This is a genomic window from Candidatus Fukatsuia anoeciicola (assembly GCF_964059965.1).
GTDB lineage: Bacteria > Pseudomonadota > Gammaproteobacteria > Enterobacterales > Enterobacteriaceae > Fukatsuia > Fukatsuia anoeciicola.
The window spans coordinates 1,042,783-1,069,540 of record NZ_OZ060923.1 but is presented as its reverse complement, the minus strand read 5'-3'; the positions used below and the strand labels follow the sequence as shown (position 1 = coordinate 1,069,540).

16 protein-coding genes and 1 other RNA gene are annotated in these 26,758 nt (G+C 24.4%); 10 read left to right on the top strand and 7 right to left on the bottom strand.

Annotation, left to right across the window (positions count from 1 at the left end; all coding sequences use genetic code 11):
* Window positions 1-984: 984 nt before the first annotated feature.
* The 4 genes from ftsB to mutM all read left to right on the top strand — a co-directional run bounded on the left by ftsB (window position 985) and on the right by mutM (window position 4,024).
* Window positions 985-1,293 (top strand): cell division protein FtsB, encoded by a 309-nt coding sequence (ftsB, locus tag AB4W73_RS03390; protein WP_367680418.1) that lies wholly within the window; start codon window positions 985-987, stop codon window positions 1,291-1,293.
* Complete coding sequence (ispD, locus tag AB4W73_RS03385; RefSeq protein ID WP_367680417.1) at window positions 1,290-2,009, top strand: 2-C-methyl-D-erythritol 4-phosphate cytidylyltransferase; 720 nt, start codon at window positions 1,290-1,292, stop codon at window positions 2,007-2,009. Before ftsB ends, ispD begins: the two co-directional genes overlap by 4 nt.
* Before the next feature lie 10 nt (window positions 2,010-2,019).
* Entirely contained in the window at window positions 2,020-2,493 is a 474-nt protein-coding gene (ispF, locus tag AB4W73_RS03380) for a 2-C-methyl-D-erythritol 2,4-cyclodiphosphate synthase (RefSeq protein WP_367680779.1), read from the top strand.
* A 721-nt stretch (window positions 2,494-3,214) separates the two neighbouring features.
* Window positions 3,215-4,024: a bifunctional DNA-formamidopyrimidine glycosylase/DNA-(apurinic or apyrimidinic site) lyase gene (gene mutM / locus AB4W73_RS03375; RefSeq protein WP_367680416.1), complete on the top strand. Its 810-nt coding sequence runs from the start codon at window positions 3,215-3,217 to the stop codon at window positions 4,022-4,024.
* A 122-nt stretch (window positions 4,025-4,146) separates the two neighbouring features.
* Here mutM and coaD read toward each other — a convergent pair whose 3' ends face one another.
* Window positions 4,147-4,674 (bottom strand): pantetheine-phosphate adenylyltransferase, encoded by a 528-nt coding sequence (gene coaD, locus AB4W73_RS03370; RefSeq protein ID WP_367680415.1) that lies wholly within the window; start codon window positions 4,672-4,674, stop codon window positions 4,147-4,149.
* A gap of 2,431 nt (window positions 4,675-7,105) precedes the next feature.
* A complete protein-coding gene (gene yjgA / locus AB4W73_RS03365; RefSeq protein WP_367680414.1) occupies window positions 7,106-7,654 on the bottom strand; it encodes a ribosome biogenesis factor YjgA in 549 nt (182 codons plus the stop codon).
* 145 nt (window positions 7,655-7,799) lie between these two features.
* On the opposite strand from yjgA, the gene pmbA reads away from it, so the two are divergent.
* On the top strand, window positions 7,800-9,140 hold the full coding sequence (gene pmbA, locus AB4W73_RS03360) for a metalloprotease PmbA (RefSeq protein ID WP_367680413.1): 1,341 nt from the start codon (window positions 7,800-7,802) through the stop codon (window positions 9,138-9,140).
* 1,637 nt (window positions 9,141-10,777) lie between these two features.
* On the opposite strand, the gene AB4W73_RS03355 is transcribed toward pmbA, so the two are convergent.
* The 4 genes from AB4W73_RS03355 to nrdA all read right to left on the bottom strand — a co-directional run bounded on the left by AB4W73_RS03355 (window position 10,778) and on the right by nrdA (window position 16,745).
* Window positions 10,778-11,584 carry an inositol monophosphatase family protein gene (locus AB4W73_RS03355; RefSeq protein WP_367680412.1) on the bottom strand — a complete coding sequence of 269 codons (807 nt, stop codon included), beginning with the start codon at window positions 11,582-11,584 and terminating at the stop codon, window positions 10,778-10,780.
* Between the two features lie 1,449 nt (window positions 11,585-13,033).
* Complete coding sequence (gene yfaE / locus AB4W73_RS03350) at window positions 13,034-13,294, bottom strand: class I ribonucleotide reductase maintenance protein YfaE (RefSeq protein WP_367680778.1); 261 nt, start codon at window positions 13,292-13,294, stop codon at window positions 13,034-13,036.
* 4 nt (window positions 13,295-13,298) lie between these two features.
* The gene (gene nrdB / locus AB4W73_RS03345) at window positions 13,299-14,429 is read right to left on the bottom strand and encodes a class Ia ribonucleoside-diphosphate reductase subunit beta (protein WP_367680411.1); all 1,131 of its coding nucleotides are present in this window, start codon (window positions 14,427-14,429) and stop codon (window positions 13,299-13,301) included.
* Window positions 14,430-14,444: 15 nt separating this feature from the next.
* Complete coding sequence (gene nrdA / locus AB4W73_RS03340; RefSeq protein ID WP_367680410.1) at window positions 14,445-16,745, bottom strand: class 1a ribonucleoside-diphosphate reductase subunit alpha; 2,301 nt, start codon at window positions 16,743-16,745, stop codon at window positions 14,445-14,447.
* A gap of 509 nt (window positions 16,746-17,254) precedes the next feature.
* Between nrdA and ffs the strand changes: the two genes are divergently transcribed.
* Window positions 17,255-17,351, top strand: an RNA gene (gene ffs, locus AB4W73_RS03335) — signal recognition particle sRNA small type.
* On the opposite strand, the gene AB4W73_RS03330 is transcribed toward ffs, so the two are convergent.
* The gene (locus AB4W73_RS03330) at window positions 17,352-17,789 is read right to left on the bottom strand and encodes an FxsA family protein (protein WP_367680777.1); all 438 of its coding nucleotides are present in this window, start codon (window positions 17,787-17,789) and stop codon (window positions 17,352-17,354) included.
* 379 nt (window positions 17,790-18,168) lie between these two features.
* On the opposite strand from AB4W73_RS03330, the gene aspA reads away from it, so the two are divergent.
* The 4 genes from aspA to fabA all read left to right on the top strand — a co-directional run bounded on the left by aspA (window position 18,169) and on the right by fabA (window position 25,206).
* Window positions 18,169-19,620 carry an aspartate ammonia-lyase gene (gene aspA, locus AB4W73_RS03325; RefSeq protein WP_367680409.1) on the top strand — a complete coding sequence of 484 codons (1,452 nt, stop codon included), beginning with the start codon at window positions 18,169-18,171 and terminating at the stop codon, window positions 19,618-19,620.
* Window positions 19,621-20,933: 1,313 nt separating this feature from the next.
* Entirely contained in the window at window positions 20,934-21,455 is a 522-nt protein-coding gene (locus AB4W73_RS03320; RefSeq protein WP_367680408.1) for a DedA family protein, read from the top strand.
* A gap of 1,339 nt (window positions 21,456-22,794) precedes the next feature.
* A complete protein-coding gene (locus AB4W73_RS03315) occupies window positions 22,795-24,531 on the top strand; it encodes an AAA family ATPase (protein WP_367680407.1) in 1,737 nt (578 codons plus the stop codon).
* 138 nt (window positions 24,532-24,669) lie between these two features.
* Window positions 24,670-25,206: a bifunctional 3-hydroxydecanoyl-ACP dehydratase/trans-2-decenoyl-ACP isomerase gene (fabA, locus tag AB4W73_RS03310; protein WP_367680406.1), complete on the top strand. Its 537-nt coding sequence runs from the start codon at window positions 24,670-24,672 to the stop codon at window positions 25,204-25,206.
* Window positions 25,207-26,758: the final 1,552 nt, after the last annotated feature.

Genomic DNA, 26,758 nt, shown 5'->3' with positions numbered 1-26,758 from the left:
ATTTTTCTTATCTAAGTGTAGCGAAAAAATTCAGAATAAATTATTTAAAGGAATATAAATAAATAATATAGTAGTTATTAGTAGTTTAACTAAGATATAGAACTAATACATATTATTAGTTTGATAAATTATAATTTATTACTAAATTGCTTAATTTTACAGCAATAATTACTGTATATTACAAGAATTTATTTAAAATTTTTTGTATATGCTATATTTAGCTAAGTAATTCTTAAAAAATAAACTCAAATTTTTTATTTCCCTTACTTATTATACATAAAAAATAAAATATTATTTTTATTATTTTTTATATTAAAATCTAAAAATATTTAAAATAAAATATAAAATATAAAAATTTAATAAATATCTAACAAAAAAAATTATTTAATAATATTATTATCTATTTTTTTATTTTATTATTTTTTACTAATTAAAATTTTAATCAGCGAGTTTTTTAGGTAACTAAGTTATCAGCAATGATTATAGTTGTATAAGATATTTTTATAGGCAGATAACCAAACTAGATAGAGTAAGTCATTCATAATGGTAATAGGCATTTTTTAGTACATATCATAGAAATAAAATAAATTATATTTTTTATATTATCTATAAATACATAGATACTATCTTATAGTAAGTAATTTTTATTATCCATAATAATGTAGATAAATAGAATTTATTGAAAATATCTTAACCTAATCAATAGATTTATTAATGTATTAAAATTTCTTAAAATTTCTTTAAAGATTCTTAAAATAAAGATAAATAGATAAAAAATCTAATTTATTACTTACTACACTTTGATTTTTTTTATATATTTTAATGTATCTTATTTGTTTTTTTACCATTAAATTTTATCCGCTATTTAGATTAACTATATGGATTGTTGCTTAAAATTATTCTTAATCTATATTTTCAAAAAATCTACTCTCAGAGCAGAGCTCGAGAAAATTGTAAGATGATTATTCAGTTTTAGGGGATAAAATGGGAAAACTTATAATGATATTATTAATTTTATTTAGTTGGTTACAATATTCACTATGGTTTGGCAAGAATGGTATTCATGATTTTTTCTACATTAAAAATTATATTTTAGCACAAGAAATAAATAATCACAAACTTAAAGTACGTAATGATCAGTTATTTACTGAAATTAATGATTTAAATATTGGTCAAGAGGCAATCGAAGAACGTGCACGCAATGAATTAGGAATGATTAAACCTAATGAAAGTTTTTATCGTCTAGTTCCTGAACAATCAAAAAATAAAATAAAACAAAATAATAAAAAATGAATTCTTTTTATGAAGTAATTGCTATACTACCTGCTGCTGGAATTGGTAGTCGTATGCAAACTACCTGTCCTAAGCAATATCTAATACTTAGAGATAAAACAATACTTGAACATGCAATTGAGACTCTATTATATAATCCAATTATAAATCATATTATTGTTGTGCTTAATCAGCAAGATAATCTATTTTTCTCTTTACCAATTGCAGATAATGATAAAATTAGTGTAGTTTATGGTGGTGATAAACGTGTTGATTCGGTAATGGCAGGGTTACAACATGTAAAAAAAAATACAAATAAATCTATATGGATTCTTGTACATGATGCTGTGCGTCCCTGTTTGTGTCGTTATGATTTAGATATTTTATTAAATATAATCGGGCAGAGTAAGACTGGTGGTATATTAGCAACACCAGTACGTGATACAATAAAACGAGCTGTAGCGCCTATTATTATGGGTAAGGTAATTATTGCTCATACTATAGAGCGACAACAACTTTGGCATGCTCTTACGCCACAATTTTTCCCATTTGAATTATTAAAAACTTGCTTATCATGTGCTATAGATAAAAAAGTGGAAATAACGGATGAAGCTGCTGCACTAGAATATTGTGGTTATTATCCACAATTAATTAATGGTCGATCTGATAATATCAAAGTAACATACCCAGAAGATTTAGCCTTAGCTGAATTTTATTTAACTTATAGAAATTATTAGGAGTAAAATGATACGTGTAGGACAAGGTTTTGATGTACATAAATTTGGAGGCAAGAATCCGTTAATAATTGGCACTATTACTATACCTTATGCACAAAGTGTACTAGCACATTCTGATGGTGACGTATTATTGCATGCTATTATTGATGCATTACTCGGTGCTGCCGCTCTTGGAGATATTGGTCAATTATTTCCTGATAGCAATCCATTACTAAAGGATATCGATAGCTCTATTTTGCTACATAAAACTTATAATTATGTTAGTAATAAAGGTTATCATCTAGCTAATATTGATACTACTATCATTGCACAAGTACCTAAAATAACACCTTATATTCCACAGATGCGAGATAATCTTGCAAATCTTCTACAATGTCATAAAGATAATATTAGTATTAAGGCTACGACTACAGAAAAATTAGGTTTTATCGGGCGTGAAGAAGGTATTGCCTGCAAAGCTATTGCTTTATTAAAAGCATCTTAATAATTAAAAGATAGTAAATGAAATAATAAAAATTATAAACTTTATTTATGTAATTACGTAAATAAAGTATCTATAATAAAAGCTTATTAAATTAATACTATGCAAATATTTTATTAATAAAGTGCTTACCTATAAGTTTTATAAAATATAGTATTATAAATATAGTTTAAGGTAAACAATCTCGTAATTACACATAATAGTGCTCATAGTAAAATTACTATAATTAATTAAATATTATGGTATTAGAAATTATATAAATTTTAGTTACTAAAATAATAATTTTAACATATTCATAGTATATATTTACTAGTCAAATCTACTAAAAATTTTAATAATAACTAAAATATTAACTTAAATTATTAAATTTGTAGAATATTACTACTAATTATAGCAATAACTGACAGAATTAGTATTCTGTGTATCTTTAATATTATCATTATTATAGAGCATCATTAAAAATTCTACCTTTATAGTATATTAATTAGATAAAAATAATAACAATAATAATCAGAAAAAAATTAAATATTATAAAGTATTTAGGTATAAAAATAATTTTTTATCGAGCTAATATAGATGTATTATTTTATTTTATTTACTAAAGTAAATCTGGCATAATTATTGCTATTAGTTACTAACTATATAGTGTTAATAACGATTGATAATTTAGATTATAAAAAAATTTGTTTTTCATTATATCTATAAACAAGAGAATACAATTGATATGCCGGAATTACCTGAAGTTGAAACAACTCGTCGCGGGATAGAGCCATATCTTATTAATCAAACAATTCTTTATACAATAATTAGAAATCCACATCTACGTTGGCCAATTTCCAATGAGATCCTTAGTTTAACTAATCAAATAATCTTAAGTGTACAGCGTCGTGCTAAATATCTATTAATTGAACTACCAACAGGATGGATTATTGTTCATTTTGGTATGTCTGGTTGCTTAAAAGTTTTACCACAGGGAGTAATGGCTAAAAAACACGATCATATTGATCTGATAATTAGTAATAATAAAATATTACGTTACAATGACCCACGTCGTTTTGGTGCCTGGTTATGGGCCGAAAATTTTACTAATTGTCGTATTTTTACACAGTTAGGAGTAGAACCTTTAACCATGGAATTTAACAAACACTATCTATTTGAAAAATCTCGAGGTAAACGTACACCAATTAAGTCTTGGTTAATGAATAATAAAATTGTAGTCGGTATAGGTAATATTTATGCTAGTGAGTCATTATTTTTTGCTAAAATTTTACCAGAGCGTTTAGCAGGTTCGTTAACAAAAAATGAAAGTAACCTATTAGTAAGCGCTATCAAAACAGTGTTATTAGATTCTATCGAGCAAGGAGGAACTACGTTATGTAATTTTTTGCAATTAGATGGTAAACCAGGTTATTTTACCCAACAGTTACAGGTATATGGTCGTGCTGGTAAATATTGTTACAGATGCACACATATTATTGAAATGGTAAAACAAAGGCAACGTAGTACCTTTTTTTGTCGTCATTGCCAACATTGAGTTTCTTAAAATTATAATGAATACTATAATAAGCTAAGAATTTAGTACGTAGCTACTATACTCGTATATACACTAGTAAATAGTAATTATTAGCATAACTAACTAAAATTTATAGCATATATTTATATATATGTAGATATGCAGGTAGATTTTATAAGAAATTTATTAATGCGCGCTACCTTAGCTAACAAAGCTTGCATAACTAAATCAGGAAGTAAAGAAGTGATATTACCTCCTTGAAAAGCAATTTTTTTTACTAATGTTGAAGAAATAAATGAATACTTTTCTGAAGGTAATAGGAATAAAGTTTCTAACCATGGCATTAAATGGCGATTTATTTTTTCTAGCTGGTATTCATAGTCAAAATCTGTAGCAGAACGTAACCCACGAATTAAGATGTTAATTTTTTTTTCTTGCGCAAAATTAACAATTAATCCATTAAAATCAATAACTTCAACATTTTTAATAGTATGAGTAACATTTTTTACTAGTCTAATACGCTCTTCTAGAGCAAACAGTGGCTGTTTAGTAGTGCTAACAGCAATTACTACAATAACTTTTTCGAATATAGTTGCTGCTCGTGTTAATAAGTCTAAGTGCCCATTAGTAATGGGATCAAATGTACCAGGATAGATTGCTTTAGTAGTCATACTTACTCATTTATTATAGAAATTATTTAAAATCTCTTATATAGCTATGTACAATATGGATCATATAAATTACTTGTAAAAATAAGTAATAATATAAGTATATTACTACTAGTTATTTATTATAGTAACTATGTGTTATTAGTATTTACTATGCTATGTAATTCCTGTATATAAAATATCTTAATTTTATGTTATTGATGATGGTTATAAAAAATCTATTATTATTTTTATTAACTATGTAATTAGTGTAAGGTAATTTATTTATTAGTAAATTTTTATTAATGAAAGTGAATAATAAATTTTATTTATCATTAGAAATCTTATTAATAACAGTTATGATTAGAAAAAAGTACTAACAGTATAAACAAAATAGCGAAAAATAACAATTTACCTTATTTACAATATTAAACTACCTAAGTCTCCTATGACTAGGTTACTTTTATTAAAAATCTAAAATTATAACAGATTAAATACAGTAAATTACTATTAAAAGAAATCACTTCAAGTAAAATCATCATTCAGCAATTTACGCATAGTAGTATTACTATATTAATATTTATAGCAAAGATGCAAATGAATAACATGAAGGGATAATAAAGTTAAAAATTTTCTAAAAGTTATGTTTATTATAGTTATAAACTATGTTAGTTGATTGCTAAGAATATTATTTTTAATAGTAATTTTAAATTTAATAGTCATTTTTATTAATATTAATCTTAGAGTATAGTCACTATTAGTATAGCATAACACAACATAGTACTAATTGTCTTAATTTATCAAAATCTTATTAATTAATATTAATATAATTCTTATATTAAGATGCTTGATTAAAATAATATATTATCTAAATTTTATAAATTGAGAAGTTATAAGCTACTAATCTAAGTAATAAAAAGTAGATATTTAATCAATAATAGTACTTTATTTTGAATAACTATCAAGCAAATAAGTATTTTATTACATTCAAATAATCTTTCAAGTTACAAACTATATATTATAAAGCTTAAGAAATATATACCTTATAAATAGTAGTATATAGATTAAGGATAGCAATCCTAATCTTACTGTTAAGATTTTATTTTAATAGCTATAATATTATATTTTTTATTATCAACTACTTTTATAGTAGTTGATAATTTAAATAATAATTAATTACATAAGTAATTAATTATTATTTTAAGTATTGATATAGAGTAAAAATTACTATGTTGGTTAAAAAAATTTTTTTAAACAACTAACTAGTGACTATATAAATAATAATATATAATTAGAAAAAATTATCAAAGTATTTTTCTATAGATTTATTACAGCATATCTATAGTAGCATACGACTACTATAAAATAGCAAAATAATTATAATTAATACTATAAATTAATAGTAATTAAATACTATCTATCTATATAAAAAAATAGCAAAAATTATTATAAAATAATAACTTTATATATTAAATACTAGAATAGCTTAATTATTATTAATAATATTATTATATTTACTATATAGTATTTTACAGTTCACTATAAAAATACTATATAGTAATAATTATTTAAAAAATAATAGCACAAATACCTGTGTATTTATTATTAAAACTAATAATGCTAAAATTTTATAATTTTAATATTACTATCTATTATAGTATCTATATTACTTATTTTTTATAAAATAATTTTATTAAATTGATAAAAAATTAATCTAAAATTTATTATTATATTCAGGATCAATATATTTTTAATCAAAAATAACGAGTAATAAAATTAGATACTATAGTGTTTAGTTATACTAATATTATGGGTGTTGATCTGAATATGATGCTAATACTATTATTAATATTATATAATAAGTTTTAGTAAAAATAAAACATAAACTATAATAATAACTTTACAACTTAATGCTTAATGTATAAATAATTTATTTATGCATAATATTAAGATTGCTTATCTATTTATATTTTATTAACTAGAATACACATTAATTTATTAGGTATTTTTAAGAAATATTATTAATTATTAATATTTTTGATTACAATGTTAATAACAATATTTTATATCTATAATGATCTAAGACTTAATTTCTAAGTATTTAAAAGTATCCTAAAGTAACAATTATTATTGTAATTGATATATGTTCTATAAATACTAGAATATTTAATATGCAATATTAAAAATCTAGATAGTATTTTAATACTTTTTTGTTTATTTTTAAATTTAGAATTTTATCTAATATAAATTAGATTAAGTTAAAATATTTTATATAAACTAATAATACGATATTATTTTTCTGTTTTCTTATAATTTTATTTAAAATAGATTATAAGATATTATTGTAAATTATGTAATATTAATAATATAATATCATTGCTATAAGTTAATGATCTTAATATAATAAATAAAAATTAATTATATACATATATGAAAGATTCAATAAATGAGCGTTTTATTGTAAAGTTTTATTTGAAACTTTAAGTAAATACTGAAATATTTGATGTAAAGCTCGTGTTGGTTTACTTGTTATTTTTTCTTTTTGTGCGTTACGAACTAAACTACGTAATTGCTGACGATTGATATGTGGATAAAGTACTAATACGGCAAGAATAGCATTATCACCTTCTGTAATTAGACGAATACATAGTGTCTCTAATTTTTTAAATAGAGAAATTTGTTGGTTATAACGATTTTTTAGTTTATCTAACGCTATTTGAATAGATTTAACTTCACGGTGACGTAATATTTTGCCAATAAGTTTAATTTGGCGACGATAACCTTTTTTTTTAATTTTTTGTGCTAATTTAATAGCATTAAGTAAATCTTCATCTAGCGGAATGTGTTCTAATGCATTTTTTCCTAGATTAACTAATTCATTACCAAGAATTTTTAATATTTCTGCATCACGTTTTATTTTGCTTTTGCTTACCCGAATGATTTTATTATCATTATTTTGATCTTCTATTGTTGTATCAAGCCACTTTTTAGACTGCTGATTCATAGCTAAACTCCTTAAAAGAGATCGATCCTATCAGTTTTTGCTCTTTATGAGAAATCGTATATGAATCTTGTTAAACTTAAATTCTGTTTATTATGATAATAAACAGTAATTTTTTTATAAATAATTTATTAACTATGGTAAATCAATGAAAGTAGCTACTCAGATTGCAGAACAACATAAAATTTTGAGACAAGCCGTTGCGCAGGCATTAGAATTAGCTAGTTCTTCTTGCGATAACGCTGAAGTTGCGATTACAAAAACAACTGGTATTAGTGTAAGTACTCGCTTTGGGAAAGTAGAGAATGTAGAATTCAATAGTGATGGCGCATTAGGAATTACTGTTTACCATAAACAGCGTAAAGGTAGCGCATTTTCAACAGATTTAAATTCTAATACTATTTCTCGTACAGTAAATGCTGCTTTAGATATTGCTCGTTATACTTCAATCGATCCATATTCTGGAATAGCGGATAAACATTTATTAGCATTTAATACGTTAGAATTAGATCTTTTTTATCCAGGTAATTTAGAGACTACTTATGGCATTGAATTAGCAGCTAGAGCAGAGATGGCTGCATTAAGGACTGATAAACGTATTGCTAATACCAAAGGAGGTAATTTTAATAGCAATTATAGTATTAGAGTCTTTGGTAATACTCATGGTATGTTACAAAGTTATTATTCTAGTTGCCATTCACTTTTTAGTAGTGTAATTGCTACACACGAAGGAAAAATGGAATGTGATTATGCTTATAGTATTAGTCGTCGTATGAAAGATTTACAAACTCCTGAATGGATAGGTAAAGAATGTGCTCGTCGCACACTATCACGTTTAGCTCCCCGTAAATTATTAACTATGCAGGCACCTGTATTATTTGCTTCAGAAGTAGCAACAGGTTTGTTTGGGCATTTAGTGACTGCTATTAGTGGTGATAATGTTTATCGTAAATCAACTTTTTTACTTGATCAACTAGGTAAACAAATATTACCTAAATGGTTAACAATATCAGAACATCCACATTTATTATGTGGTTTAGCATCTGCTCCCTTTGATAATGAAGGCGTACGTACTGTTAAACAAAATATAGTTAAAAATGGAGTGCTAAAAACCTATTTATTAAATAGTTATTCAGCACGTAAACTACAATTACAAAGTACTGGTCATGCTGGCGGGATTCATAATTGGTGTATTTCAGGTCAAGAACAGGATTTTATCAATATGTTAAAACAGCTAGATAAAGGTTTATTAGTAACATCACTAATGGGTGATGGTGTTAATTACGTTACCGGTAACTATTCACGTGGTGCTGCTGGATTTTGGATTGAAAATGGTGAAATTCAGTATCCAGTTAGTGAAATAACTATTGCGGGTAATCTGAAAGATATGTTACTTAATATTGTTAGTATTGGTAATGATATTGAAACCCGTAATAATATACAATGTGGTTCTGTGTTATTACCTGTAATGAAAATTGCTGGTAAATAATGAAAAGATAAACATAAAATAATTAAATACTCAGATTTTACATCTTAAATAAAATAAGTACATAGTATATCTAGGTTAGTATTTTATTGCTGTCTTCTTTTCATGGCTCTTTGATTGATTATCTGAGTATTTTACATTTATCTTTACGTAAAGATATAAATTTTATACTATAATAAGAGATACTGTAATATAAATAAAATAATTATTTTACTAAAATAATTAAAATGTTAAATAACATAATTAATTAATAACTCGTAAAAAATACATCTTTTTACATAAAATCTTTTTATATTAATTAAATTTAATAAAGAGTAGTCAGTTATAAAGATATTTTATAACTTAACTTAAATAGCATAATAAGAAAAAGAGTTAATATTACGCTATTACTTTTTGTTAAAGTTTTTAACTTGATATTATTCATGTTAAATATAATAGAGGTATTATAATTTGTTTGTTTTTTATTAAAAAATATTAATGTATTATATTTATTTTTTATTAACAATTTATATAATTATTATTAGAGAATTTTATTCTTATCTATAATATTTTTTAGATTTTGGATAATAAAATATTTTTATGGTAAAATTCATATACTTTAATGTATGATAAATATCTCAATTATTTACTTAAATATTAAGTGTTCTGTGTTAATAAGTATTAGATTAGTTCTCTATACTAAGTAAGAATATTATTCTATTATTTAAAAATAATTTTATTAGAAGTTAAGTAATATTTAATTTATTTAACTTACTATTTAATAATATTTTTATGATATAGTATATTATATCTATATATAGATTAAAGTTTATTTTTCTTTAATAGCTAATACATATTAACGAAATATTAATAGATAGTAATCTTGATATTATATAGAAATAAATTATTTATATATTATATATTAAATATTAAATAATAATACTATTATTATATAGTTAAGTAAAATCTACTATAGAATAGATAATTCTAAATTAAAAGATACTAAGTACTTTTAGTATATATTTACTCTTAATCTTTTAATATACGCTTAGTATTATATTCTAAAAATAGTATAATACTAGCTAATTTAGTGTAGTAAAAATAATATTTTAAAGGCTATTTTATAGAGAAGTTAATCTATTTTTATATAGATCTTTTACTTATATGATTATATAAAAATTTTATTTAATAAATTATTAGTTTATGTTATATCTAGAAACTAATTTAAAATCTATTATATTTACTAAATTTTACTCAAGTAATTAGTTAAAATACTTAAAATAATTATTTACTTTATATAAAGTGTACTTTTTACATATTTTTTATCTAAATATAATTTAAAAAAATTTTAAATAGATTTAATCTATTGATGATTAATATATTTAACTTCTACTATATTTAATGTAAATAAACTTAAGTAATATAGCCTTTTAAAAGAAAGCAATAGATACTATTTATTTATTTATAGCTTTATTTAAATTAAATTTAAATATATTTACTGTAGTTTATGAATAAACTTAAAGTAATCCTAAATATAGAATAAAGATAAATAGTTTATTTAAGTGATACTTTTATATTAGCTAATAACTTACTATTCTTTTTTTGATAATTTGTAAGTCTGTTAAAAATAATTATCTAATATACTTAGATAAATAAAATCATCATTTAAATGTTTCGTTTAATTCTTTACGTATTGTTTGTAGTATTATTTTAATTGCATTTGAATTACCAGCAATAATATTACCGGAATTATAATAATTATGATTACCAATAAAATCTGTTATTAAAGCACCTGATTCACGTATTAGTAATTCACCACTAATAAAATCCTGATATTCTAAACCTACCCCAAAGAAACCATCTATACGATTTGCGGCAACATAGGCCAGATCCAAGACAGGTGAACCAGAAATATTTATATTATTACATTGCATAAACAGTTTATTAAATATATTAAGATAGCTTTCTGAGTGTTGACAAGAATTAACAGATAAAGCAGCCATTAGAGTAATGATACGTAAATCTTTTTTTTGAGCAGCAACAACACGCAACCGATAACCATTAAGTTGTGCCCCTTGTCCACGAACCGCAGTAAATAATTCATTGCGTACTGGATCATAAATTGCAGCAACTTCAGTATTTTCTTTGTTACACGCAACAATAGATATCGCAAAATGAGGTAGGCACTTAATAAAATTAGAAATGCCACCTAATGAATTAACAATCCATTTTACATCACTATTATCACTAATATATTTACCATAATATTTAGCGAAAATATTATCTTTAGGGTAGTATTTTTTAATAATATCAATAGCTAAATGCTCTGCTTTCTGAGCAAGACAGGTAACAAAGTCATTCCTACTTTTATTGTTTGATTCAGTATAATTCTGTAGATGATAACTTTGAGAAATAAAATCACCAGCCTTACGTATAGCACGTATAGCAATAGTTAGCATTGGATGCATAGGTATCTCTTCTGCTAGGATATTAAAGAACAATAAGTAATATTTATTATAGCAGAAAATTTAAATAATACCTATGTCTATATTAAGATATATTTATCTCTTCTAATTATTTATAGTAAATATATTGTATGTAATTTGTATTTTTTTAATAAAAATATTTTATACTATAAATATAGGTTTAATATTAAGAAAATAAAACTATGAAGTTAATTTATCTATATTTAGATAATTTACTAATAAAATTAAGTTACTAGACTATATTAAATATTAATACTATTAATTTTATTAATAAAGTATTTTTTATCAATATGTAAAATTATTACTAAAAAGATATATTTTAGTAAAAATATTAAGATATTCTATGAATAGGTTAATACTATTAATAATAGTAAATTCTTTATAAAGTTATAGTAAATTATATAAAATTAAAATAGACAAAACTCTTAGCTTTGTGATAATATTTTATCATAAAAATATTTTTGCTTATTTTATACATATTAATAAATAGATAATCTAATATTATATAGTAATAAATTATTTATATATTAAATATTAAGTTATAAGATTATTATAATGTATATTAAAAGAATCTTCTTACTTTTTAATACTAGTATTCCATTTTATTTATATTTATTTATATATTACAAACATTATTATTAATATTATTAATAACTTTTATTTATCTAAAAATAATATATTTAAAGTAGCATTACTATAAAAATTATAAATAAAAATTATTTTATATATAGTATATTATACTTTATTTATAACTATAACTATAGTTATTAAAGTAATATGTAGTGATTAATTTTTTACTTACTGATATAATATATTTATTTATATAAGTTTACATAAAAATTATTATTAATAATTATCCTATACTATAGGTAATACCTATAGTATAGATTTAAGGATTAGTTAATAACTTAATATGAGTTTATTAATTAATATAGATTATTTGTTTTTAGTTTTTAATTGTTATAATAGTTATTATATAATATAGTTTTTATTAGTATATACTAATTAGCATTAATGCTTAGCAACTTATATAATTACTATTATATGATAGTAGGTGTTAATAATATAATAAGTCTATTAATTAGATATTATTACTATTAAAATATACAAAAATATAATTTTTTATATGTTAATTAAGTAGTTATATAGATTTAATCTATTAAATATTAATAATTATTATTTAAATAATACTACATTAGTATTAATAAAAATTACAAAAAAAATTTGTATTAATTTTATTACATATATAATTTTAAATATAATATTCTTATATTAAAAATAGTTATTTAATTTATTATCTAATTTTATTTATGTATTAGCTATAAGTATTTTATACTCAAAGTATATATTTTATCCCAAGATAATTAAATGTTAACTTAACATTAAAAAATATAATAATAACTATATAGAAGTATTTATTTTTAGATTTAATTAAATATTAATTATAATATCTCCTATTGGTTTGCAACAACATGGAAGGATTTCGTTATTCTGAATAAACGCTAATGGTTGTATTAAATAATCAATTTTACCTTTCAGTAGTATTAGGCGACATACACCACAATAACCTGAGCAACATTCATACTCAACTGGTATTTTATGTTTCTTTAATACTTCTAATAAATGATTACTCTCAGTAGGATAATCAAATTGTAATTTACTCTTATATAAGTTAATAATAAAGTTTACCATAAGATTATAATTCAAAATCCCGTAAGTCATCAGCATTGACTTCAGCATCAATTTGCCCTACCAAATAAGAACTTACCTCAACTTCTTGGGGTGCTACCTGTACATTATCAGAAGAAAGCCAAGGCTTAATCCATGGAAGTGGGTCATTACGGTTTGGGAAAGGGGGTTCTAATGTTAAAGACTTCATACGAATATTAGTAATATGTTCGATATACTGACAAAGAATATCTTTATTAAGCCCAATCATAGAGCCATCACGAAAAAGATAATTTGCCCATTCTTTTTCTTGTTCAGCTACTTTAATAAATAAAGCATAGCAATCGTTTTTACATTCTTTAGCAATTTCTGCCATTTCGGGGTCATCTTTACCTCCTTGCATTAAATTAAGAATGTGTTGTGTTCCAGTAAGATGAAGTGCCTCATCGCGAGCAATTAACTTAATAATTTTAGCATTGCCTTCCATTAATTTTCGTTCTGCAAAAGCAAAAGAACAGGCAAAACTGATATAAAAACGGATGCCTTCCAATGCATTAACGCTTATTAGACATAAATAAAGCTTTTTTTTTAAAGTATACCTATCTATATTTATAGTAATATTATTAACTTGATGGGTTCCTTCACCCAATAAATTATAATAACTAGTCATTTCTATTAAATCATCGTAATAAGCAGAAATATCTTTTGCACGTTTTAAAATTTCTTTATTAGTAACAATATCATCGAATATAAATGAAGGCTCGTTAACGATATTACGAATAATATGAGTATAGGATCTAGAATGAATTGTTTCTGAAAATGACCAGGTTTCTACCCAAGTTTCTAATTCAGGAATCGAAATTAACGGTAATAATGCAATATTAGGGCTACGTCCTTGAATAGAATCAAGTAAGGTTTGATACTTTAAATTACTAATAAAAAGATGTTTTTCATGTTCTGGCAAACTTTGATAATCAATACTATCACGAGTAACATCAATTTCTTCTGGACGCCAAAAAAAAGAAAGTTGTTTTTCAATAAGTTGTTCAAAAATAACATATTTTTGTTGATCAAAACGAGCTACATTAACTGATTGCCCCAAAAACATAGGTTCTTTTAATTGATTATTTTTCTTTTGCGAAAAAGTAGTGTAAGCCATAATTTTCTCTAATAATTAAATTTTACAAGCACCGCTTTCGCAGTCATTATTAATAATTTGATTACTTGTTATATCTCCTTGAGCATCATTTGCCCCATCACGTGTATTATGGTAATATAAAGTTTTAATACCTAATTTATAAGCAGTAAGCAAATCTTTTAGTAATTGCTTCATGGGTACTCTATTGTTAGGAAAACGAGTAGGATCGTAATTAGCATTTGCAGAAATAGATTGATCAATAAATTTTTGCATTAAACCTACAAGTTGTAAATATCCTTCATTATTAGGTATATCCCACAATAATTGATAATTATCTTTTAATCGCTCGTATTCTGGTACTACCTGACGTAGGATACCATCTTTTGATGCTTTTATACTAACATAACCACGTGGTGGTTCAATTCCATTGGTCGCATTAGAAATTTGTGATGAGGTTTCTGAAGGCATAAGTGCAGAAAGAGTTGAATTACGTAGCCCAAACTGTTTAATTTTCTGGCGTAACCTTTCCCAATCAAGATGTAGTGGTTCATTACAGATTTTATCTAATTCTTTTTTATAAGTATCAATCGGTAAAAGACCTTGCGCATAAGTAGTTTGTGAAAACCATTGACAAGCACCCTTTTCCTTTGCTAATTCATTAGATGCTTGTAATAGATAATATTGAATGGCTTCAAAAGTACGATGTGTTAGATTTTTAGCGCTATGATTAGGATTGGTACTAGAATAATCCAAATCATTTTTTGCTAAATAATAAGCAAAATTAATTACACCAACACCTAAAGTACGTCGTCCTATTGAGCTATTACGTGCTGCTATAATGGGGTAATCCTGATAATCGAGTAGTGCATCGAGAGCGCGTACTATTAATATTGCTAAATCTTTTAATTCATTAATATGGTTAATTGCGCCCAAATTAAAAGCAGATAGTGTACAAAGAGCAATTTCACCTTTTTCATCACTAATATTATTTATAGGTTTAGTGGGTAATGTAATTTCTAAACATAAGTTAGATTGGCGTATCGGTGCTACCTTAGGATTAAATGGGCTATGTGTATTACAGTGATCAACATTCTGAATATAAATACGACCAGTAGAAGCACGTTCTTGCATCATTAAAGAGAATAAATCAACTGCTCTCACTCTTTGTTGACGAAGATTTTTATCTTGCTCGTAGTATAAATATAGTCGTTCAAACTCATATTGATCTGCAAAGAAAGCATCATATAATCCTGGCACATCAGAGGGACTAAATAACGTGATATCTCTATTTTCTAGCAAACGTTGATATAGCAATTTATTGATTTGTACTGCATAATCTATATGACGTACTCGATTACCTTCAATACCGCGATTATTTTTTAGGACTAATAAGTTTTCTATTTCCCAATGCCATAATGGATAAAATAGTGTAGCAGCACCTCCGCGTACTCCACCTTGTGAACAAGATTTAACAGCAGTCTGAAAATATTTATAGAATGGAATGCAACCAGTATGAAAAGCTTCACCTCCACGAATAGGGCTTCCAAGTGCGCGGATACGGCCTGCATTAATACCAATACCAGCACGCTGCGAAACATATTTTACAATAGCACTAGCCGAGGCGTTAATTGAATCTAAGCTATCATCACATTCAATTAATACGCATGAACTGAATTGACGTGTAGGGGTACGTACACCAGACATAATTGGTGTTGGTAATGAAATCTTAAAAGTCGATATAGCATCATAAAAACGTTTAACATAATAGAGTCGAGTTTCTTGTGGGTAACGAGAAAATAGGCAAGCAGCAACAAGAAGATATAAAAATTGGGCACTTTCATATATTTCGCCACTTACTCGATTTTGTACTAAATATTTTCCTTCTAGCTGTTTTACTGCGGCATAAGAAAAATTAAGATCACGCCAATGATCAAGAAAAGTATCCATTTGGGCAAATTCTTCTGGGGTATAATCTATGAATAAGTGTTGATCGTATTTATTCATTTGAATCATTTTTGATACATGATCAAAAAGTAATGGTGGTTCAAATTGACCATAAGCTTTTTTACGTAGATGGAAAATTGCCAGGCGAGCAGCTAAATATTGATAATCCGGTGCGTGACTAGAAATTAAATCAGCAGCAGCTTTAATAATAGTTTCGTGTATATCGGCAGTTTTTATTCCATCATAAAATTGAATATGGGAGCGTAATGCTACCTGAGAGACTGAAACATTATGCAAGCCTTCTGCAGCCCATTCAATAACTCGATGGATTTTATCTAGATCAATGCGTTCTTTTTTATTATCACGTTTTGTAACAAATAATCCTTGGTTCATGTGCTGTTATATCCTTAACATACTGATATATCACCACTTAATGAATAAAAGTGGGGTTAAGTTGAGTTAGAAGGATTGCTTCATTTTATAAGCACGATATAGCAGGATTGTATAGTATGATCATTTTTATTAATAATTATTGATTAATATTGATATGTTATTACTTTTTTATAAGTAACTTATACGGTTTTTATTATATATACTGATTATAGATCGATACAGTAACAAGATAGTTTGTTCTTATTATTTTGGCAAGTAAACAAAATAAGGAGTTATACAAATAGTTTAGATAGCTTTAATAAATAAATATAAATAATATAATTATAAAAAGTTAGTATTTTTATGTTTAAATCTTTTTATTAATTATTTTTTATTGATTTTTTTAAATATTGCTAATTTAGGTAATAAAATACTTAAATTATAAGTATAGAGTCCTTGCTATTTTTTAAGGCATAGTTAATAATACCTCCTATGCTAAAATTAATAAATATTTAGATCGATGGTAACTTTGTTGGTTCTCTTATGATACTAACTCATGAATTCGGTCAGGTCTGGAAGGAAGCAGCCGTAGTGAGTGATATGTATGCTAGGATGTAGCTAATAGAGTTACCGCTCTTTGTTTTCTTTATATTGATATTCTCCGGTAAAAATATTATTTTTACCTGATATATTTACTATTTTATAATAGTAAAAATTAAAATAAGGCATTAATTTTAATATTAATAATTTTTGTACCCATGGAAATAATAATAATAACCCAAGAAAACTAGTAAAAAATCCAGGAGTTATAAGTAAAAATCCAGCTAATACTAAAGAGATGCTTTTTACCATTTCTTGAGTGGGGTTTTCACCTTTTATTAGTTTTTGCTGTATTTGTATAAATATTTTTGCTCCCTGATTCCATACTAATGAAATACCAATATAAGAAGTAAAAATAACTATCAGAAGAGTAATAGCTACGCCTAAAACCGCTGCAATTTTAATAAAAAAAGAAATTTCTATATAAGATAGTAAAAATACTAACATGAATGGTAACCAATGCACCATACTCTCCTTATAAAACTATAATTAACTCAATACTTATTAGTAATTTATAACTAATACAATGGTTAAATACCCTAAACACTAGAGGTTTACTTCAGATTAATTTTTTATATCATAGAGATATATTTAATATTTTTCAAGATAAGGTCATTCTTTTTATGTTAATAGTTAAATTAACTGTGAATAATATTATAAATATAAGATTATCTTAATTAATTATCATAATAATAGTAATCTAAGTTTAAAATATTTATTACTAAGCAGTATATGATTATAACAATAATAAATTAAATAATTCATATCTGCATATTTATTGTGCATGATGATTAAAATTAATTAGTACACAGAAAAATTAGATAACACATAAGAGAAGGTTCTCATGTTAAATCAAACTTGGCCTATAGAAGAATTTCGTTTCGAAGAAGATCTATTAGGTAAAAGAAAAGTTCCCATAACAGCGTATTATGGTATTCATACTCTACGTGCAATTGAAAATTTTAAAATAAGTAACAGCACGATTAATGATATACCTGAGTTTATTCGTGGTATGGTAATGGTAAAAAAAGCAGCAGCAATGGCTAATAAGGAGTTACATGCTTTACCATCTAATATTGCATTAATTATTATTAATGCTTGTAACAAGGTATTAGATGAAAATAAATGTATGGATCAGTTCCTGGTTGATGTATTTCAAGGGGGGGCTGGCACTTCATTAAATATGAATACTAATGAAGTTTTGGCTAATATTGGACTAGAGTTAATGGGAAAAAAAAGGGGTGAATACGAATATCTTAGTCCAAATAATCATATTAATATGTCTCAATCAACTAATGATGCTTATCCAACAGGGTTTCGTATTGCAGTTTATAATTCCATTATAAAGCTAATCAATGCTACAGATATGCTAAGCTTAGGTTTTGGTGTAAAGTTACAAGAATTTGCACCTATTCTAAAAATGGGACGTACACAATTACAAGATGCTGTACCTATGACATTAGGTCAAGAATTTGGTGCTTTTCAGGTATTACTAAAAGAAGAAAGTAAAAATTTATATCGTACTGCTAAATTTTTATTAGAAGTTAATTTAGGTGCCACTGCTATTGGTACTGGTTTAAATACACCTGAAGGATATCAACAATTAGTGGTAAAAAAACTTTGTGAGGTTAGTAAGTTACCTTGTATTACGGCAGAAAATTTAATTGAAGCTACTTCCGATTGTGGTGCTTATGTTATGGTACATAGTGCGCTGAAACGTTTAGCTATTAAGTTATCAAAAATTTGCAATGATTTACGCCTCCTATCATCAGGTCCTCATACTGGTCTGAACGAGATTAACTTGCCAAAATTACAGGCTGGCTCTTCGATTATGCCTGCTAAAGTAAACCCAGTTATACCTGAAGTAGTTAATCAAGTTTGCTTTAAAGTAATTGGTAATGATATGTGTATAACTATGGCGGCTGAAGCTGGTCAGTTACAACTAAATGTAATGGAGCCAGTCATTGGTCAAGCTATGTTTGAATCAATCCATATTCTTACTAATGCATGCCATAATCTATTAAGCAAATGCATTAATGGTATTACTGTTAATAAAGAAGTATGTGAACATTATGTATTTAATTCAATTGGTATTGTTGCTTATCTTAATCCATTTATTGGTCATCATAATGGTGATAAAGTAGGTAAGATATGCGCCGAAACAGGCAAGAGTGTACGGGAAGTAGTATTAGATCTAGAATTATTAACTGAAGAGCAACTTGATGATATTTTCTCTATTAAAAACCTAATAAATCCAGTCTATAAAGCAAAACTTTATAATGATGAAAATAAATAACACAAGTAACTCTTTATTAATACTTAAAGGGATGTTAGATTGGTTTTTTAAAATATAAATATTAAAAGTTATTTTTTATAAAATATTAGTAAACGCAATAGATTTAGAATAGATTCTAAGTTATGTTCCTTTTGTAAGAATTAAAGAAAATTAACTTTTTTTAAATATATTATTTTAAGGTATAATCATTAGTATAAATATACTAAGGCTTCTCTTTTAAAATTATTAACTAATAACTAAAATTAGTTATGATTATTAATTAGATTTTTTAATTTTATTTAAAACATAAATAATTAATTATACCTGAGTTAGTATATTTATACTAATTATTATTTATGCTGCTAGCAGCTAAATTATATTTTAATAGGTTAAATTAGGGATATTTACTATCTCTAAAGACCTTACTATTAAGATAAAATCTTATAGTATTATAATAACTTTAAAGTAATAACTAGTATTAAAATACTAGTTATGCATAGCAAATATATTTAGTATTAATACAACTAATAAAAACTATGCTGATATAAAATTATATTTTAATAGAAACTTATATTATTCTACTTAATGCTATATATAAAATAAAGCTCTGTATGATACTATATTAGTTAATAGAATTAAAAATATAATAAGGATCCTATAATTTAACATAAATAAAATTATAGAAATAACAATAATGCTATATTGTTATTTCTATAAAACTTTTTGACTTAAATTTATTTATATTTTTATATGATAGGTATCATTTAACATAATAACTTTTATTAAAATATAGTATTGCTATTTATATAAGTAACTTATATAGAAGTCCTATTATATATTACGTTTAATAGGAAAAATAAGATATAATAGTATTAGATTTATATATTAATTAGTATTTTGCTTATAAATAATTTAAAAAATACTTTACTAATTCTAGTATTAGCTAAAAATTAATCAAAATTATATTATCATAAGAAGATGTAGTTAGTAATACTAACATACAAGTTATAATATTAAAAATTGTACTAGTTAGAAATGTTAAAATCCTATTTTAATAAAAAATAATATAAATAACGAGCTCATGGATTAATAGTTTTATAAATATTAATAATGATATAATTCATATATAGGATAGTTTATCCTAATATTTTTGTTACTGTATCAATAGTTCTTTTAAGTAGTATTGATCAAGTCTTTTAACTATAGTAAAGAAATTTTATGAAATTTACTATATATTATAAATTATATATTATGTAGTACTTATAATTTTCATATACTTGATCTAATAATGTAACTAGCATGTTATATTTAATTAAATATCAATAGGAAACACTGTGATCCTAAATAATATTATTACTTATATTATAGATTTTATCCATGCACACAAAATTTGGGTAATTCCTATAATTTTTTTTCTTGCATTCAGTGAATCTCTAAGTTTTTTTTCTTTATTTTTACCAGCAACAGTTATTTTACTAGGATTTGGCGCTTTAATTGGAAAAAGTGGCATTTCTTTTTGGCTAATATGGGTTACAGCTACTACTGGTGCATTTTTTGGTGATTGGCTTTCTTATTGGATTGGTTTTCACTATAAAGACCGTGTTAATACTTTATGGCCATTGTCACGTAATCCATTATTATTAGAATACGGACATACATTTTTTGCGCGTTGGGGTATTTTAGGTGTATTTATAGGACGTTTTTTTGGTCCTTTACGTGCTATTATACCATTGGTTGCTGGTATTTGTGCTATGCCACAGAGTTATTTTCAGTTTGCTAATATTACCTCTGCTATTATTTGGGCTTTTAGCATATTAGCTCCAGGAGCATTAGGAGCTCAATGGTTTGCTTATTAGGTTAGTTAAATAATTAGTGCGCTCTATATACTACTTAAAACAATAGCTTTTTAAAAATTTTTATAAAAGTTATATAACGTGATTACTTTTAATAATAACTATTAATTTATATGAATAGTTATTAATTATTTTTATAATTATAAAACTTTTACTATAATATATAGGTTATCCACTTATAAAAAAATCTACTAATAATTTATTAATTGAATATTAAATATATTTATTAACTAATATTCTTATTTTAACAAGTGTTACTAATAATTCCCTAAATAAGAAGATTTTTATGCAATATAAAGTAATAAATAAAGATATTATAATAAATAAATTTATCGTTTAATTAGTACTAAATATAGTTTAGTTTAAAAAAATAATAAAATATTTAATACAGTAGATGAGCATAAATAAACAGCAGTGGTTAAAAAAATTAGGTTATATTTTAATAATTATTTATTAATAATCCTTAAGTATTTATAAAAGTATTGTAGTTATTTTTTTATTAACTAAAACTATAAGATAAGTGAAAACTATTGCTATATAGTTAATTATAAAAACAAGTAATAATTATTTATTTTAATTAATAGTATTTCCAAAAAAATAATTAAATTATATAGTATCTATTATTTTTTAGATTTTTCTTTTTTACAAGAAAAATATATTGCAAAATACTAACAGATAAGTTATTTATATATTATATAGAAATAATTTATTTTTATATAATATATAAAATTACAATATTATTGTTAGGAAAATCTTTTAAGAATTATTTAAGAAATAATATATGAGCTTATATTTTAGTTAGGTATTTTCAATAAATTTGTCTAGTATATATAAAAGTACTATCTAATAATTACAAATTAATACTTATGTTATCATGCTAAAAAATTTTAAATTAATATATTTTATAAGTATATTATTTTTAGTATTTAAATAGTATTTATACCTAATACCCTAAATAGTTAAATAGGACTACTTTTGTGCATCAGTTAATTAATACCTATATTTTATATGTTAATTATTTAATTTTATAGATTCTAGTATGATTTTTCCTATAATACTTTGCTTAATATAGTAGACAATTTTTTGTTTTTACGATATTTTTGCTAGACATATTTATCTTTAGTTGCTTTTAATACTATCTATTATTAATATTTTATAAAGAATTTTTAGTTAAATATAATAATTTTATAAAAATTTATCGTATAAAAGCGTCTTATTTAGTAAATATTCGTGCAAATATTATTAAATATTTATTTATGGCCTCTAATTACAATTCCTGCTTTACTATGCGGTTTACTTTATTCTTGTATAATCACTCTTTTTAATAATTGTATTTAATATTTTGACTAATAAACGACTTGAGTGGCAATCTTTACTGCCCGATACCACACCATATAAAGCATTATTTTCTAATGCTAACCAATTAGCTGCGATACCTTTTTCTGAGGTACAGCTAAGATTAAAAAGTAGCATAAAGTTATTTTGTCATTCACAATCAAAATCAAGGTTTATGCAGATTCAGGCACCAGAAAATAGTGACTATCTTGCTCTAATCACTCAAATGATTAAAAAATTTCGATCACAAGATCTTGTGCTTTTTAGTAGCAATTATCGAATACAAGATAATAAAATAATTTGGCAATCATCCCGAAATTATGATGAAGCCTTTATGACGACAGCAAATTGTTTGTATCAAGAATGGATTGAGCCAGAACAATTATTTGGTTGTGTTAGATGCTATAAAGATCAAATTAACTTACAGCCTGGTTTAATACATCAAGTAAATGGTGGTGTATTAGTTCTTTCAGTACGTTCATTACTTGCGCAACCTTTAATGTGGTTACGTCTTAAACAAATGGTTATACAACAACGTTTTGAATGGCTTTCTTATCATGAAACACGTCCTTTGCCACTTCAGATTCCTGCGATACCGCTAGATCTACATTTAGTTATTGTTGGAGATCGGCTAAGTTTAGGAGATTTCTATAATATAGAACCAGAATTAGGTAAGTTATCCATATATGGTGAATTTGAGTCTGATTTGCCATTAAATAATATTGATGATATGTCATTATGGTGCAGTTATATTAATGCTTTACGGGAAAAAGATCATTTGCCTCAATTAACTCCTGATGCGTGGATAGTCTTATTTCAACAAGCAATTCGTTATAGCGGTGATCAAAATTACTTACCGCTCTGTCCTAGTTGGCTTACTCATCAATTAGCTGAAGCTTTGCTATATACAGAAAAACAAGAAGCTATTACTGCCAACGCGTTAAATATTTCTTTGAATATACGTAACTGGCGACAAAATTATCTCGCTAAACGGTTACTAGATGAAATTGAATTAGGACAAATTTTAATCCAAACTGAAGGATCAGTTATAGGTCAAATTAACGGGTTATCCGTGCTTGAATACCCAGGTCATCCGCATGTAATTGGAGAACCAATACGTATAAGTTGTGTTGTGCATCTTGGTGATGGTGAATTTGTAGATGTAGAACGTAAAGTAGAACTAGGAGGCAATATTCATGCAAAAGGCATGATGATCATGCAAGCCTTTTTAATTTCTGAGCTTGCGTTAAAACAACAGCAGCCTTTTTCTGCATCAATAGTTTTTGAGCAATCTTATAGTGATATTGATGGCGACAGTGCTTCATTAGCTGAATTGTGTGCTTTAATTAGTGCTCTCTCTCAACAACCAATTAATCAACAGATTGCAGTAACTGGTTCTGTTGATCAGTTTGGGAATATTTTACCTATTGGTAGCGTTAATGAAAAAATTGAAGGTTTTTTTGAAATTTGTCAACGACGTGGTTTAAATGGAAAACAAGGAGTAATACTTCCTTATAATAACATACGCCATCTTTGTTTATACCAACCAATTATTGAAGCAGTTAAAAATAGTCAATTTAATTTATGGACTGTATCTAAGGTATCTGAAGCACTGCCATTATTAACAGGATTATCCTATTCAGATAAACAAAAAACAAATCTGTTAAGCATAATCCAGGAACGAATTGCACAAGTTAATACACATGAACGGCGTAGACATTGGTTATTCCACTGGCTAAACTAGCTGTGCTAATTGGATTAGTTTAGTTTTTACATAGATTAATATATATTATTATCAGGATAATTATATAACTAGATTGTAACTAATACTACTGTAATAGTTTTAATACTCACTAATAAAAAAATAAGGTTTACTAAGAATATGGTAGACGAAAGCGAATCAGCTAAAGGAACTTGTTCTTACACAAAAGAAGATCTTCAAGCATCAAGCCGTCATGAACTTTTTGGCATGCATGGACCAACATTACCAGCCGGTGATATGTTAATGATAGATCGTATTGTTAACATTACAAGTAATGGTGGCAGCTATAAAAAAGGTTATATTGAAGCAGAACTGAATATTAATCCAGATTTATGGTTCTTTAGCTGTCATTTTATTAATGATCCTGTAATGCCTGGTTGCCTAGGTCTTGATGCAATGTGGCAATTAGTAGGTTTTTATCTTGGCTGGTTAGGTGGCGAAGGTAAAGGTCGAGCACTAGGTGTCGGTGAGGTGAAATTTAGTGGTCAAGTGCTACCTACGGCTAAAAAAGTTACTTATCAAATTAATTTCAAACGTATTTGCAAGTCTAAATTATTCTTAGGTATTGCTGATGGTAAGGTATTAGTTGATGATAAACAAATTTATACCGCTACTGATTTAAAAGTAGGTTTATTTAAGGATAATTCTATATTTTAATACAGTTTTATTAAATATACAAAAACCTCTATAAAGCAGAGGTTTTTGTTTTTCTGTTAAGTAACAATACTTTTTAAGTAAATAACTACCATTCTATTTTTATTATCTGTCATTAACCTACTAATTAATAATCTTACATTTTAATAATTAATAAAAGTATTTCTATTTTTAATACCTAATAATACTATCTAATAATCTCGTAATAATTTTATATATGAACTTATTTTAGTTTATTTATACTTTATTTCTATCACTTATAATCTTATTAAAAATAATATTCTTTTTATATAGACTAAATAATAGAAGTAATTATGATTAATAAAAAGAAATACGTAGTATTTATACATTGTTTTAAATAGCATTATTATATTATGGCATATATTATGTAATATAATATTATTAATACATACTATTTAATATTAATACACTATTACTGTTTTATAAGTAATCCATATAATCTATACTGTAAAATTTTAGATTTAGGAAATAAGTAGTAAGTATTAAAAGACTATCTCAATTTTAATGTTGTATTTTAAATATCCTAGTGTTTATAGAGTAAATATTGCCTAAAATAATTATCCCTTTAAGATATTTTGACGTTAAACTTTAGATTATTCTAGATATAAAAAATATCATTATTAATATAATAATTAAAAATACTAATGATTAGCAGTATTTTTTGATATTACTTAATGAATTAGTGCGTATTTTAGTTACTAAAACGTAAATTATAGAGTCTATATTAAATTTTATAGCAAAATTTAATATACTTTAATGTATGATAGATACTTTAAGTGTTTCTATTAGATATTAAGTATCCTGTATTAATAAGTATTAAAATAATTCTCTATACTAAGAAAGAACACTATTATATCTATTTAGTAATAATTTTATTAGATGCTAAATAATGTTTAATTTATTTAATTCACTACTTTAGATTACTATTTTCTATACTAAAGTGTATTACTGTTTATATAGACTATAGCTTATTTTTCTTTAATAGTTAATGCATGTTAATAACATATAAATAGATAAGTCTTGATGTTGTACAAAAATAAATTATTTATACATTAAATATTAAATAATAATACTATTATTATAAACGATAAAATTTATTATCTAATATTTAATTAATTAATTAAATTATATTATTTTCTTAATAAATAAATTAAATTATTTTAATTTATTTATTAAAAATATATTAATAAATATATCCAATTTTATAAATAAATCTTTCCAAAAACTCTTATTATCTAATTTTCATACCATAAATGACTATAATTAGATTATATTTTAATTTAAATTATTATTACCTATTTTAATAATAATATAATATAGTTTAGATTATTTAATTATACTAATGGCATTTTATTTAATACATGCTAGCTTAATAACTTATAATTAGGTTATCTTTTAGTACTAAAGAATTTTTTTTATTTTTTAAGTGATATTAAGTTTAAATAAATTTTATTAGTCACAAGTAATCTATATCTATCATTATTTTAATTATAAGATATATTTATATATAAAACTATTAAGTAACCTAAAATTA